Below are 13,575 nucleotides of genomic sequence, written 5' to 3'. Positions count from 1 at the left end.
AGCAGGCATAAAAAAACCGCTCCGAGGAGCGGTTTTTTGTGGCCAGTCCCAGTCATGATCTGGGACTGTGGTGATTAGAACTTGTAGTTCGCTTTCACAGCCAATGCACGACCCAGGGGGTCTGTGTAACGTGGGTCGTAACCTTGTTGGAACGTAGCACCTTGGTTTGTGAAAGGTGGCTTTGTGTCAAACACGTTACGCAACACGGCGCCCAATGTCAGGTTTTTGATACCTGTGTAGCTCACGCCGAAGTCAACCAATGTGTATGACTTCACTTCATTGATGTATGAAGGATCGGCATTCTCATCGGTGTAACCAGACATGTAACGCACGCCTGCGCTGTAACGGTAGTTACCTTGCGCCATGGTGGTGGTCAGGTTGTGCTTCCAACGGAAGATGGGGCTAGAGTCTTTGTACTTGCCAGCGTTTTCGATGTACTCGCCACCGATTTCACGTTGGTATTTGTAGCTGTTGACGTAAGTGCCATCGTAGTTGAAGTTGGTTTTCAAACCGGCAATGGTGGTGGCGTAAGCAGCGCTGAAATCCAAACCATTGGTCTTCACATTGCCCAAGTTGTCGGTCAATGTTTTGATGTAGGCAATGGCGTTAGAGCCTGCAACCACTTGGCAACGTTCCCAGTTAGATGCTTCGGCAGCACTCAAAGTGTTGCAACGAATGATCTTGCTGGCGTACTTGGCTGGATCGTCGAAAATGGTTTGCTCAGGGAAGGAACCAATTTGGCTCTTCACTTGAACGTTCCAATAGTCAACGGTCATCAGCAAGTTTTTCGCGGGCTGGAAAGCTGTACCGAAGCTGATCGCTTTGGACTTCTCAGGTTGAACGTCAGGATTACCACCGTTCAAAGCTTGAGTCTGCTGACCGCAATCACGTGATGTGATGCCAGATGCAGTTGCTTTACCGCCTGGGCACAACAAAGGATCGTCATAAGCATTGCTTGAGAAGGTGCGTGACTGAGGACCGAACACGTCATCCAAGGATGGTGCGCGGAAGCCAGTGTTGGCAGAGCCACGAATCACTGCAGTGGGAGACAATGTGTAACGGAAGCCTACTTTAGGATTCACGCTGCTGCCAAAGTCGCTGTAATTGTCAGCGCGCAAAGCGGCTTGCAATTCCAACTGCTTGGACACAGGGAACAAGGCTTCGGTCACAACAGCGGTCACTGTGCGTGATGCGTCATTGACGTGGTAAGGGCTGCGACCAGCGGATGGCACGCTGTTGACCAGGTCGTCGTTGGTGTTGGTTGAATAACCTTCACGACGTGCTTCTGCGCCAATCGAAATAGCGGCGTTGCCACCGTCCATCTTGAACCAGTCACGGTTGAAGCGGGCATCTACGCCTGTGGCAGTACCACGACCTGTAGAGAATGTGCCACGTGCTTTGGCCGCATCGATGTAATCCAAAGCTGCTTGCGTGTTAGTGCCAAAAGGATTCAACAAACCGCTTGTGACGCCCGCTTGAATTTTGGTTTTGCTGACATAACCGTTGGTTGGGCCATCAGAAACTGTGCTGGAAGCAGAGTAGAAACCAGTTTTGTATTCCCATGCACCTTCAACACCTGACAAATCAGCCACAACACGGTTGGCTGTGGAGTTAGATGTGTTTTCACGACGGCCTGCTGGCACCATGCGCCAGCCAATACCGATCAAACCTTTTGTAGCGTCCAAACCGGCATAGGTTGTGGGATAGAACGGGCTAGTCACAGGCATTGTCATACCGGTCACTGGATCGGGCGCAACACGAGCGATATTGGTGTTCTCTGAGTGAACGGCTTCAATTGTCAACAAACGGCTGTCGCTCAAACGGAACGTACCTTTTGCATTGATGTTCAAATTCTCTGTTTCAGGAATGATGTCAATGGCCGATGTGTAGTCATAACGGCAAGTTGTGCCAGAAATGAAGATCGATCCAGGAGGGGCGCAATTGGGCAATGTGACGTTGCCTGACTTGATGGCGCCTGCTGTGTTGTAGTAGTTGAAGTTGGCAGGGAAGGTTGTGCCTGAGGTTTTGTTCAAACCAGCTGACGGAATCACACCCGTTGCGCCAAATGCACGGTCAGTTGCCTTGACGGAAGCTTGTGTTTTGTTGTCCAGAGAGAACCACAAGTTGTAACCGTCTTTGGCCAATGAACCTTGTCCACCTGAGAAAGTGAAACGCTTGATTTGGCCAGATTGTTGTGATGGGTATGTGTTGTCAATGGCAATGTCAACACCTTGGTAATCACGCTTCGTGATGAAGTTGATCACACCGCCAACGGCGTCCGTACCATAAATGGCAGAAGCGCCATCACGCAATACTTCGATGCGCTCGAGTGCGGCAAAAGGAATGGCATTCAAGTCAACAGCGCTAGCGCCAATACCGAAGAAAGCCAAACGACGGCCGTTCAACAAAATCAAAGTTTTGTTGGAACCCAAACCGCGCAAACTGGCGTAAGAGCCACCGCCTGTGCCAGAGCCAATGCTTTGGCTGCCACCGGTGCTGGATTGGCTGGCTGTAATGCGCTGAACAATTTCTTCAGTGGACGTGACGCCCACGGATTTCAACTCTTCTGCAGAGTAGATCGAAACGGGCAGGGCGCTTTGGTTTTCGATGGAACGCTTGATAGACGAGCCAGTGATGGTCACGGTTTCGACTTGTTGAGCTTGTGCAACTTGCAGGCTCGCCATGGTCAAAGCAGTGCCACCGAAAGCCAGCCACAAGTGGCGGTTCAGGGTGCTGATTTTGAATCGAGGCATTTTTAATCCTTTTGTAACTAAATGAATATGAGAATGAAGTGAAAAATGGTCTTTTCGGAACAACCAGACACTCGTGTACGGCTGAGAAAAGACCAAAAGTTACATTTCAGTTACTCATCCTCTAAATATCTGACAAATTTGTGAAAATTGCTATTCTGATTTTTGGAAATGTTAAAAAAAAACAACGCCCTAAGACGTTGTTTTTGGGAGGGGGATGTGACTAGAAAATTAAGCTTCGCCGATACCACCCACAACATGGCTGAAACCACCATCGACATACACAATTTCGGCAGAGATGCCTGCTGACAAAGGACTCATCAGAAATGCGGCTGTATTGCCAACATCCTCAATGGTGACGTTGCGGCGAATGGGGGATGCGGCTGCAACAGCACTCAGAATTTTGCCGAAGTCTTTGATGCCACTGGCGGCCAAAGTTTTGATGGGGCCGGCACTGATGCCGTTGACGCGAATTTTCTTGGGTCCCAAAGAGTCTGCCAAGTAGCGCACAGAGGCTTCCAAGGATGCCTTGGCCAAACCCATGGTGTTGTAGTTTGGTACCACTTTGAGGGCGCCCAAATAGGTCAAGGTGAGCAAAGCAGCGTTTTCGCGCAAGTATGGGAGGGCTGCCTTGGCCATGGCTGGAAATGAATACGCACTGATGTCGTGCGCAATTTTGAAGCCTTCACGGCTGAGGCCTTCAATGAAATCGCCGGCGATGGCTTCCCTGGGGGCGTAGCCGATGCTGTGAACAAAACCGTCAAATTGTGGCCAGTGTTGCGACAAATCTTTGAACAATTTGTCAATTTGCGCATCGTCTCCCACATCGCAGTCAAAGATCAGCTTGGAGCCAAAGTCAGCCGCAAATTCTGTGATCCGGTCCTTGAATCTCTCGCCCACATAGCTGAAAGCCAATTCAGCACCCTGTTCATGACAAGCTTTGGCGATGCCGTAAGCGATAGAACGGTTGGAGAGAACGCCTGTGATCAGGATTTTTTTGCCAGCAAGGAAGCTCATGGTGTGAAAGGAAAGTTATCTAATTCGACATTTTGACATGCTGGCCTGTACTAGACGATGACGCTCTTTGTTGGCTGCTTGCAACACTGCTAACTTTTTGAATTGATTCAATGAATCAATATTATTTTTAAAGTAATTACCAAGTATTCGTTGTCTGTATATTTTGAATTCTATAGAAAACGAAGGTTTGTCGTCATCAAGACCCTACTCGTGTAATTCCCAAGTTAACAAAAGTAACTTTTCGACTAAAAACATCAAATCTATTATTTTTTGATTTGAAAGGTCGCTTGATGTTTAAGCCATCCAAAATTAGCCTGGCTGTTATGGTTCTCATGACTGCTGGTGTTTCGCCCATGGCATTCGCCCAGCAATCGGGTCTTGCGGAAGTCACCATCACTGGCTCGAACTTGAAGCGTGCTGATAAAGAGGGAACATCTCCCATTCAAACAATCTCTGCCCAAGAGATTCAGCAATCGGGTGCCACCAGTGTTTTGCAATTGTTGAAGGCGGTCCCTTCAATGGGCGTGGGAGGTTACAACGACACACCGGATCAAAATGGTTTCTCACGTGGCGTGGCCACCGCATCTCTGCGTGCTTTGGGTTCTACCTCTACATTGATTTTGCTGAATGGCCGTCGCATGACGCCTTCCGCGTATGCCAATCCCAACAATGGTCAATCGACCTTGTATGACTTGAACAGCATCCCAGTCTCTGCCATCGAGCGCATTGAAATTTTCAAGGACGGTGCTTCAGCTGTTTATGGCTCTGATGCCATGGCGGGTGTGATCAACTTCATCACCAAAACCGGTTTTGTGGGTGGCGAAATTTCAACCAGCATTGGTGCCAATGACAACCAAGAATTTGGTCGTCGCAATGTCAATGGCACTGTAGGCATTGGCAATTACAAAGCAGATGGCAAAAGCCTGATGTTGTCATTCGATTTGTCTTCTCAAAACAAGACAACGGTGCGTGATGGCTCATTTGACATCCGTGCCTCTGAATACGCAGCAATGAACAACCGTTTGATCCCGTATTACAGCTACGCAACAGATCAGCCTTTTTTCTTCAAAGAGCGTGCACTCAATTCCAAATCGTTCTTCACGACTGGAAATGCGACTTCTCCCAACATATTGAACAAACTGAACTGTGATCCATCCAAGCAATTGGTGGGCAGTGCCGCATACGGTATTGCTTCGTCCAGTTTCTTGTTTGGCCGAACATTCTGTAACTACGATGGCGATGCATTTACCGATGTGCAAACCGAGGGCGAAGATTTCAGCTTGCTAGGAATCGGCAAGTTCAGAATCAATGAAAATTTGTCTGCATTCAGTGAATTTGCTTTCAACGACACACGTCGCACATATCGCGCTCCTGCACGAACCATTAGCGGTACATCGCCAACCACCAACTTCTTAGTTGGTGGTATTGCAGAGCCTTTCCAAGCGATTTTACCAATTGGCCATCCAGACAATCCTTTCACAGATGCACGTTCAGCCGTCGTTTATCGATTTGAAAATCTTAAAACAGGTAACGACTTACTGAATCAAAATGTCCGCTTATTGGGCGGCTTGAAGGGCGTTCAAGGTGCATGGGATTGGGAGAGCGCTGTACTCTGGAACCAATCTCGCCGTGAAGAAACAGCCTACGGCTTCTTGTACTTGCCAACATTGCGCAAGCTGATCACTGACAAGCGCTCGTTAGCATCTTTGGCGGCAGATCCCACCATCACCAAAGATTTGACCAATGTCGGCATTGCTGAAATTGCTCAATGGGATGCAAAAGCTACGACTGAGCTTGGCCAGTTGGCGGGTGGCAAAATTGGTTTGGCTGTTGGCGTTGAAGCTCGCCAAGAGCGGCTTTCCATCGATCCAGATCCCGCCAATGCTCGCGGGGATATTTTGGGGCTTTCTACAACTGCCATTCAAAGTAAACGCGATGTCGTCTCTTCCTTCTTCGAAGTGCGTACGCCGTTCTCAAAAACCTTTGAAATGGACTTTGCCGGTCGTTTTGACAAATATCCAAGTTTCAAAACAAATTTTGTGCCTAAAGTTGGCGCCAAGTGGATTGCCAATGAGGGCTTAGCATTCCGGGGTACTTACTCAGAAGGCTTCCGTGCGCCCGCCCTGTCTCAGGTAGCTTCTGGTGGTGCACAATTCTTCTTGAATGGTACAGTTGATCCTATTCGTTGTCCTGATGGCGTAACACCCGTTGCTGGTGCAGAACAAGCTGATTGTTCCAAGAGCGTCTCTGGTGTGGGCGGTTCCAACCCAGATCTGAAACCAGAGAAATCAAAAGGCTTCTCATTGGGCATGATCTATTCGCCTACAAAAGACATCGATGTATTGATCGATACCTACAAGGTTCGTCAAGAGAACGAAGTGGCCTTGGGCAGCGCAACCTACCTGCTTGAGCACCCCGATCGCTTCCCAGCAGACGCCATCACACGCGACACCAATCCGTTGAACCAATTGAAGGATGCCAATGGCAATCCTATTCCTGGTACAGGTCCTTTGATTGCTGTCAAAACACCTTGGGTTAACCAAGGTGCCACAGAGATCACGGGTATTGACCTGGAATTGAAGTCACGCAACAACTTGGGCGACTATGGTCGTTTGACTTCATCGTTCAAAATGACGCACTTGATGTCTTACATGCGTGCAGAAGCGCCTGGCGACTTCATGCGCAATGCCGTAGGCACTGCTGGTGGCTTGAATGACTGGGCAACCTCTGTTGGCGCTATTCCACGCAATCGTTTGTCTTTGTCGACCGCGTTAGAGCAAGGCTCACACATCTTCTTGGCCGCCATGAAAATGACCACGTCTATTTCCATGATGCGTCGTTATGACGGTGCCACTGAGTACCCTGTTGCTTATTGCCACTATGGTTCAGGTCAGCCCAAAACAGCCACTTCCTTGGGTGGCGTTGCTTTGTACAACACCTACTACCCTGACTGCAAAGTGCCTTCATGGAAAACCTTTGACGTGGGGTACATGTACAACGGCATCAAAAACCTGCAATTGGGCTTGAACATTTCCAACGTGTTTGACAAGCCAGCGCCTTACTATCCTGGCTCCAACACCAGCACCACGGTGCAGCAGGGTTATTCTTCTAGTTTGTACAACAACACAGGTCGCTACTCGCGCTTGACTGCCAACTACATCTTTAACTAAGTTGTCTTGACATCCACTAAAAACGCCTCGATTTCGAGGCGTTTTTTCTTTAGAGGGCGCTGGCGAAAAGTTCATGTCGCTTGAGATAAAGTACGCCATCTTTCAAAAACAATCATCATGTTCAGTTCAATTCATCGACTTCAGCGTTTTGCTGCCATCTGCGGGCTTGCCTTTCTGCTCCAGTCTTGTGGTGGCGTCTCCAATGAACCTGTGCCCAAAGCACTCTTGGCTGAGAATGTCCTCTTCAGCTCTTATCAAGAATCACCTAAGTATTTAGATTCAACGTCCTCGTACAGCAACAATGAAACGCCTTGGACTTATGCGGTGTATGAACCGCCACTTAAGTACCACTATTTGAAGCGTCCCTATGAGTTGGTGCCCCGCACCTTGACCGACATGCCCAGTGTGAAGTTTGTGGGAAAAGATGGTCGTGAAGTGCCTCTTCAAACACCAGCCGATCAAATCGCTGAAAGTGTTTTTGAGCTGAGAATTGAACCCGGCATTCAATACCAACCGCACCCAGCATTTGCAAAGTCGCCCGATGGCAAGCATCGATACTTGTCATTGAAAGAATCCGATTTAGAGGGCAAGCGCCGTCCCTACGACTTTGAACACATGGGTACTCGCGAATTGCTGGCTGAAGACTATGCCTACGCCATCAAACGTTTGGCTACACCTCGCATCAAGTCACCTTCGTTTGGTTTCTTGTCAGAAAAGATTGTGGGCTTGGCAGATTACGGCAAAGAGATCAAAGCTTTCAATGAAAAACTCAAAGAGGGTAAGTCAGCGCGAGAGGTGGGACCTTTCGGTCATTTGCCTTGGCTAGATTTCAGAGAACACAAACTGACTGGCGTTGAAGTGCTTGATGCGCACACCTTGAAAATTCGAGTGGTGGGCAAATACCCGCAATTCAAATATTGGTTGGCCATGACCTTTTTTGCGCCCATTCCATGGGAAGTCGATGCGTTTTATGCACAAGCGGGAATGTCTCGTCGCAACTTGAACCCAGACACCTGGCCCGTGGGTACGGGCCCTTACATGCTGACCGAATACATTCCCAATTCGCGCATGGAACTGGTGCGAAACCCCAACTACCGAGGCGTTCCCTATCCCTGTGAAGGCGAAGAGGGGGACAAAGAAAAGGGCTTGTTGAAAGACTGTGGTCTTAAAACCCCCTTCGTGGACAAGGTGGTCTCGGTGATCGAAAAGGAAGCCACTTCGGTTGCGACCAAATTCATCCAAGGTTATTACGACATTCCTCAATTAGAACGTGGTGAGCCTGGCATTGGTTACCAAGTGTCGATTCAAGATGGTACAGGTCGCGCCAAAGAATTGTTGGAGCGCAAAATTCAATTGCCCAGCACCATTCAAGTCGGTTTTTGGCATTTTGGTTTCAATTGGCTAGACCCCGTCGTGGGACTCGGCAAAACGCCAGAGGACCGTGTTCGCAATAAGAAGTTACGCCAAGCATTGGCCATTGCTTTTGACTTTGAAGAGTACGTGTCCATTTTTGAAGATGACCGTGCGCAGGTCAATCACAGTGTTGTGGTGCCAGGCTTGTTTGGCAACAACTTGTCAAAGCCCAATCCTGTGGTTTACGACATTGCGGCCGATGGCAAATACAAACGCAAATCCATTGAGGTTGCCAAAAAGCTGCTAGCTGAAGCAGGCTATCCAGAGGGCCGCGACTCTAAAACAGGGCAGCCTTTGGTTTTGAATTACGACACGCAGGGTGTGGGTCCAGGTTACAAAGCTCGTTTGGATTGGGTGGCCAAGCAATTTGCCAAGTTGAACATCCAAATAGAAATTCGCAACACAGACTACAACCGTTTTCAAGACAAGATGCGCAAAGGTTCCGCGCAATTTTTCTTCTGGGGTTGGCTGGCCGATTACCCAGATCCTGAGAACTTCTTGTTCTTGTTGTACGGCCCTAATTCGAAGGCCAAATTTGATGGTGAAAACTCCAGCAATTTTGCGCATCCTGAATTCGATCAACTCTTTGATCGCATGAAGGATCTGGATGACACACCCGATCGCGCGGCCCTGATTGGTCGAATGATTGACATCATGCAGGACGAAATGCCCATGCTCTATGGTTGGTCAGAAGAGTTTGGTGGGGCTTATCACCAGTGGGTAGGTAACGGCAAGCCTTCCAACATCATCCGTGACAGCTTGCCCTATTTGCGCATTGATCCCCAACTGAGAACCAGCAAAATCAAAGAATGGAACCAAGCCATTTGGTGGCCTTTGGCCATCCTGCCCTTGCTGCTATTGGCCGTCGCATGGCCTGCATGGAAAGCCTGGCGTCGGCGACAGTCACAGCGAGCCGTTCAAGGTTCTGCCACCTCAACAAGGAGCATGTGATGTTCAGATTTTTAACCCGAAAATTGGCCTACGGTTTTGCCATTCTCATTGGCATCAACTTGCTAACCTTTGTCTTGTTTTTCAAAGTCAATACGCCGGATGACATGGCACGCATGCAGCTCGGTGGCAAACGCGTCACGCCCGATGCCATTGAAAAATGGAAAGCTGAACGCGGCTACGACCGACCTCTGTTTTTCAATGAAAAAGAGCAGGGCGTGGCTCAAGTGACCAACACCTTATTTTTAGACAGTTCCCTGCGCATGTTTGCTTTTGATTTTGGCCGTGCAGACAGCGGCCGCGACATTGCTTCTGAAATCGTCAGACGTGCAGGTCCATCGATCGCCTTGGCTTTACCAACTTTTGTGGTGGGCTTAGGTATTTCGATCGTCTTGGCCCTCGGCTTGGCTTTTTTCCGGGCCACCTATTTGGATTTTTGGGGTACCGTTTTGTGCGTGGTGTTCATGTCCATCTCATCCTTGTTTTTCATAGTGATGGGACAGTTCATTTTCTCTAGGGTTCTTCAATTGATGCCTGTTTCTGGCTTTGCGCCTGGCATGGATGCTTGGCGTTTTTTGGTGCTGCCCATTGCCGTTGGTATCTTGGCGCGCTTGGGTGGCGAGGTGCGATTCAATCGCACCTTGTTCATGGAAGAAATTGGCAAGGACTATGTGCGCACAGCACGTTCTAAAGGCTTGTCTGAAGCTCGTGTGTTGTTGGTGCACGTGCTTCGCAATGCCTTGATTCCCATTTTGAGTGCCTCTGTAGCGGTCATTCCGCTTCTGTTCATGGGTAGTCTCATCACGGAGTCATTTTTTGCCATTCCGGGCCTAGGCAGCTATTTGATTGAAGCCATTGCGGGCCAGGACTTTGCCATCGTGAGAGCCATGGTTTTCATTGGCTCATTTTTGTATATCGTTGGTCTGATATTGACCGACATCAGCTACACCTTGGCTGATCCTCGCATTCGTTTGCAGTAAGCGCACCATGCAACCTGTATTTTTACTCACCGATTTATTCGTTTATGCCATTTTGCTGTTTGTACTTTGGTACATGTGGCGAGTGCGCTCCGACCGCAATTTAAGGGCCAATTGGCGCTTGGCCATGCAACGCCCCGTCTCCATGGTCAGCAGCATGGTGCTGGGCTTTTTCCTGGTCATTGCTTTGGCCGACTCTGTTCATTACAGAGAAGCATTGCCAGCTTCCACAGGGCAAACAAGCACACAGTATTCCTCTGAGGCCAGCTCTCTTTTAGACAACTTGTTGAAGCCCTTGGCGACAGCACGAGAGCGCAGTTATTCAGAGCCCTTGTCTGCTGTGGCTTTTAGAAAAGAAACCTTTGAGCGCGATGGCGTCTCGGTGCGTGACTATCCGCGTTTGCGATTTGGCGGCAAACATTTGCAAGATCCAGCCTCCGAGCTCTCTGCAGATGTCTCGCGCAAAACGTGGACTGCACTGGGATTGGGGGCGGCCATCGTTGTGAGTTTGATGTTGCTGGGATTAGCCCTTGCAACGGCTCAAACAGGTCAATCTTTCTCTGTCGTTTTGACTCGCTTTCGAAATGGCCAAACCCTCTGGCCTTGGCGATCCATGGCCATCACTTTTGCGGTTCTAGTCTTGTCAATTACGTGGGTTGTGATTCTGTCGCAGGGCTACCATGTGTTTGGCACTGACAGAACAGGTAACTCCGTTTTGGTGTTTGCATTGAAAAGCGTCAGGACGGCTTTGGTCATAGGTGGCCTCACCACACTTGTCGTACTGCCCTTGGCATTGCTACTCGGCGTCACTGCGGGTTATTTACGGGGCTGGGTGGATGAAGCCATTCAATACCTGTACACCTTGCTGGCATCCATTCCGGATGTGCTGCTGATTGCTGCATCCGTTTTGCTGTTGCAAGTGTTTATCGATAAGAATCAAGGTGTTTTTGAAACCTCACTCGAACGCGCTGACGCACGTTTGTTCTTCTTGTGTTTAATCTTGGGCATCACATCCTTTACAGGTTTATGCCGCTTGGTTCGCGGTGAAACCTTGAAATTGCGAGAGCTGGAGTACATCCAGTCGGCCCGTGCTTTTGGCGTTTCAACACCCCGAGTTCTTTGGCGGCACATTGTTCCCAACTTGATGCATTTGGTGCTGATCAATACGGTGATGCAATTTTCAAGTTTTGTGTTGGCTGAGGCCGTTCTGTCTTACGTCGGTGTTGGCGTCGATCCTAAGACGGCAAGCTTTGGCGTCATGATCAACACAGCGCGTGCTGAGTTGGCCGCGACGCCTTTGGTTTGGTGGACCTTGGCCACCGCATTTGGGTTCATGTTTCTGATTGTGCTCAGTGCCAATTTGTTGGCCGATGCAGTTCGGGATGCTTTTGACCCCAGAACCCGTTTACGCAGTGGCAGTTCCGTGGCGAACACAACGCAAGAGGTGGCCGCATGAGTCAGCAGTTGAATGTTCAGAATCTTGTGGTCGACTTGCAAACCGAGCAAGGTATGGCGAGGGCCGTTGATGCCCTTCATTTAACCTTGCAAAAAGGTCAAACTTTTGCTTTGGTCGGTGAGTCGGGTTGTGGCAAGTCGATGACAGCGTTGTCTTTGCTGCGCTTGTTGCCCGACAACGCGGTCATTCAAAACGGCAAAGTCAATTTGAACGATGTCGATGTTTTTGACTTGAGTGAAAAACAAATGCGTTCCATCCGCGGACGCCGCATTTCCATCATTTTCCAAGAGCCCTCCACCAGTTTGAATCCCGTGATGACTGTGGGCGATCAAATTTTGGAAGTGATCTTTCAGCACACCGACCTCCAAGCAGAACAGGCTCGAAAGAGAGCCATCGAGTGGCTTCAAAAAGTAGGATTGCCAGAACCCGAACGGAGAATGGACAGTTACCCATTTGAATTGTCGGGCGGACAATTGCAGCGAGTGATGATTGCCATTGCCTTGGCCGCTGAACCCGATCTGTTGATTGCGGATGAACCCACCACCGCTTTGGATGTCACCATTCAGGCTCAAATTTTGGACTTGCTCAAGAGCCTTCAACAAGAACGTGGCATGGCCATGCTCTTGATTACCCATGACCTGGCCGTTGTCAGTGGCATGGCTGATCAAGTGGCCTTGATGTATGCGGGACAAATTGTGGAGGTGGCCTCTGCCGCTGACTTCTTTGTCCGTCCCTCGCACCCTTATGCCAAATTGTTGTTGCAAGCTTTGCCCGGTGAAGATTTGAGAGGTCGTCAATTGGCGGCCATTCATGGCACGGTGCCGCCTCTGACGCAAACCTTCACAGGTTGCCGCTTTGCGCCACGTTGTCCCTACCAAACTGAAGTTTGTACAGACAAAGCTGTCGCTATGACCGCCTTGTCTGACACGCACAATGTTCGCTGTGTTCGGGTGCACGATGCCAGTTTGCAGTCTTTGAGTTTGCCTCCCTTGTTGGAGCGAGCCCAAGCAACATCTTTGGACCACGCCGTGCTGCTGTCTGTTAAGAATTTGACGGTGACTTATTCAATGGGCGGTGGCGTTTTAGGTGGCAAAAAAACTTTCCAAGCAGTGAAGGGCGTTAGTTTTGACATCCAAAGGGGGCAGACCTTGGCGTTGGTGGGGGAGTCTGGCTGTGGCAAGACCACCATCGGTAAATCCTTGCTTCAATTGTTGACACCACAGACCCAAGTGACGGGACAAGCCATCTTGCAAGGACAAGACTTGTTTCAACTCAAGGGCCAGGCATTGCAAGCTTCCCGCAAGCAAATGCAAATCATTTTCCAGAACCCATTTGCTTCACTGAACCCCCGCATGCGTGTTCAGGAAATTCTGGAGGAGGGCATGAAGAGTCTTCACCCTGAATGGTCGGTGGACCAACGAAAAGCAGACTTGAAGACTTTGATAGATCAAGTGGGCTTGCGAGCAGATGCTCTGGACCGATACCCCCACGAGTTTTCTGGCGGGCAACGCCAACGCATTGCCATTGCCCGCGCACTGGCTGTTAAGCCCAGCCTGATTGTCTGTGACGAGCCAACTTCTGCTTTAGATGTGTCTGTGCAGGCCCAGATTTTGAATTTGCTGCGTGAATTGCAGGACCATTTGGGCGTGAGCTATTTGTTTGTCACACACAACATTGGGGTGGTCGCCTATTTGGCAGACCGTGTTGCCGTGATGCATGCTGGTGAAATGGTCGAAATGGGGGAAGCTTCTCAAATTTTGAACAATCCACAGCATGCTTACACAAAATCCTTGCTTTCAGCCGTGCCGCAACTCAACACGGCACTGTCTTAAATTGGCGCTTTT

The 13,575-nt window shown here is 49.5% G+C and carries 7 protein-coding genes; 5 read left to right on the top strand and 2 right to left on the bottom strand.

Annotated elements, in window-relative coordinates; genetic code table 11:
- Nucleotides 1-74 precede the first annotated feature (74 nt).
- Both B9Z46_RS00785 and fabI read right to left on the bottom strand, forming a co-directional pair.
- The gene (locus B9Z46_RS00785) at nucleotides 75-2,753 is read right to left on the bottom strand and encodes a TonB-dependent receptor (protein ID WP_108254205.1); all 2,679 of its coding nucleotides are present in this window, start codon (nucleotides 2,751-2,753) and stop codon (nucleotides 75-77) included.
- Between the two features lie 228 nt (nucleotides 2,754-2,981).
- Nucleotides 2,982-3,767: an enoyl-ACP reductase FabI gene (gene fabI, locus B9Z46_RS00780; RefSeq protein ID WP_055360735.1), complete on the bottom strand. Its 786-nt coding sequence runs from the start codon at nucleotides 3,765-3,767 to the stop codon at nucleotides 2,982-2,984.
- 332 nt (nucleotides 3,768-4,099) lie between these two features.
- Between fabI and B9Z46_RS00775 the strand changes: the two genes are divergently transcribed.
- From B9Z46_RS00775 to B9Z46_RS00755, 5 genes are all read left to right on the top strand, one after another.
- Nucleotides 4,100-6,937, top strand: coding sequence for a TonB-dependent siderophore receptor (locus tag B9Z46_RS00775; protein WP_158268375.1), 2,838 nt, complete (start codon nucleotides 4,100-4,102; stop codon nucleotides 6,935-6,937).
- Nucleotides 6,938-7,054: 117 nt separating this feature from the next.
- Nucleotides 7,055-9,301: an ABC transporter substrate-binding protein gene (locus tag B9Z46_RS00770; protein ID WP_108254203.1), complete on the top strand. Its 2,247-nt coding sequence runs from the start codon at nucleotides 7,055-7,057 to the stop codon at nucleotides 9,299-9,301.
- The gene (locus B9Z46_RS00765) at nucleotides 9,301-10,278 is read left to right on the top strand and encodes an ABC transporter permease (protein ID WP_108254202.1); all 978 of its coding nucleotides are present in this window, start codon (nucleotides 9,301-9,303) and stop codon (nucleotides 10,276-10,278) included. Before B9Z46_RS00770 ends, B9Z46_RS00765 begins: the two co-directional genes overlap by 1 nt.
- A gap of 7 nt (nucleotides 10,279-10,285) precedes the next feature.
- The gene (locus tag B9Z46_RS00760; RefSeq protein ID WP_108254201.1) at nucleotides 10,286-11,731 is read left to right on the top strand and encodes an ABC transporter permease; all 1,446 of its coding nucleotides are present in this window, start codon (nucleotides 10,286-10,288) and stop codon (nucleotides 11,729-11,731) included.
- Nucleotides 11,728-13,563: an ABC transporter ATP-binding protein gene (locus B9Z46_RS00755; RefSeq protein WP_108254200.1), complete on the top strand. Its 1,836-nt coding sequence runs from the start codon at nucleotides 11,728-11,730 to the stop codon at nucleotides 13,561-13,563. The genes B9Z46_RS00760 and B9Z46_RS00755 overlap by 4 nt, the downstream gene beginning before the upstream one ends.
- The last annotated feature ends 12 nt before the right edge of the window (nucleotides 13,564-13,575 follow it).

The organism is Limnohabitans sp. Hippo4, assembly GCF_003063605.1.
Classification (GTDB): Bacteria; Pseudomonadota; Gammaproteobacteria; order Burkholderiales; family Burkholderiaceae_C; genus Limnohabitans_A.
The sequence above is the reverse complement of the archived record's forward strand: the minus strand, read 5'-3'. Positions and strand labels throughout refer to the sequence as shown.

Coding starts and splice junctions, on each gene's coding strand:
- B9Z46_RS00765 (WP_108254202.1), top strand. CDS start 9,301: ATGTTCAGATTTTTAACCCGAAAATTGGCCTACGGTTTTGCCATTCTC.
- B9Z46_RS00770 (WP_108254203.1), top strand. CDS start 7,055: ATGTTCAGTTCAATTCATCGACTTCAGCGTTTTGCTGCCATCTGCGGG.
- B9Z46_RS00755 (WP_108254200.1), top strand. CDS start 11,728: ATGAGTCAGCAGTTGAATGTTCAGAATCTTGTGGTCGACTTGCAAACC.
- fabI (WP_055360735.1), bottom strand. CDS start 3,767: ATGAGCTTCCTTGCTGGCAAAAAAATCCTGATCACAGGCGTTCTCTCC.
- B9Z46_RS00775 (WP_158268375.1), top strand. CDS start 4,100: ATGACTGCTGGTGTTTCGCCCATGGCATTCGCCCAGCAATCGGGTCTT.
- B9Z46_RS00760 (WP_108254201.1), top strand. CDS start 10,286: ATGCAACCTGTATTTTTACTCACCGATTTATTCGTTTATGCCATTTTG.
- B9Z46_RS00785 (WP_108254205.1), bottom strand. CDS start 2,753: ATGCCTCGATTCAAAATCAGCACCCTGAACCGCCACTTGTGGCTGGCT.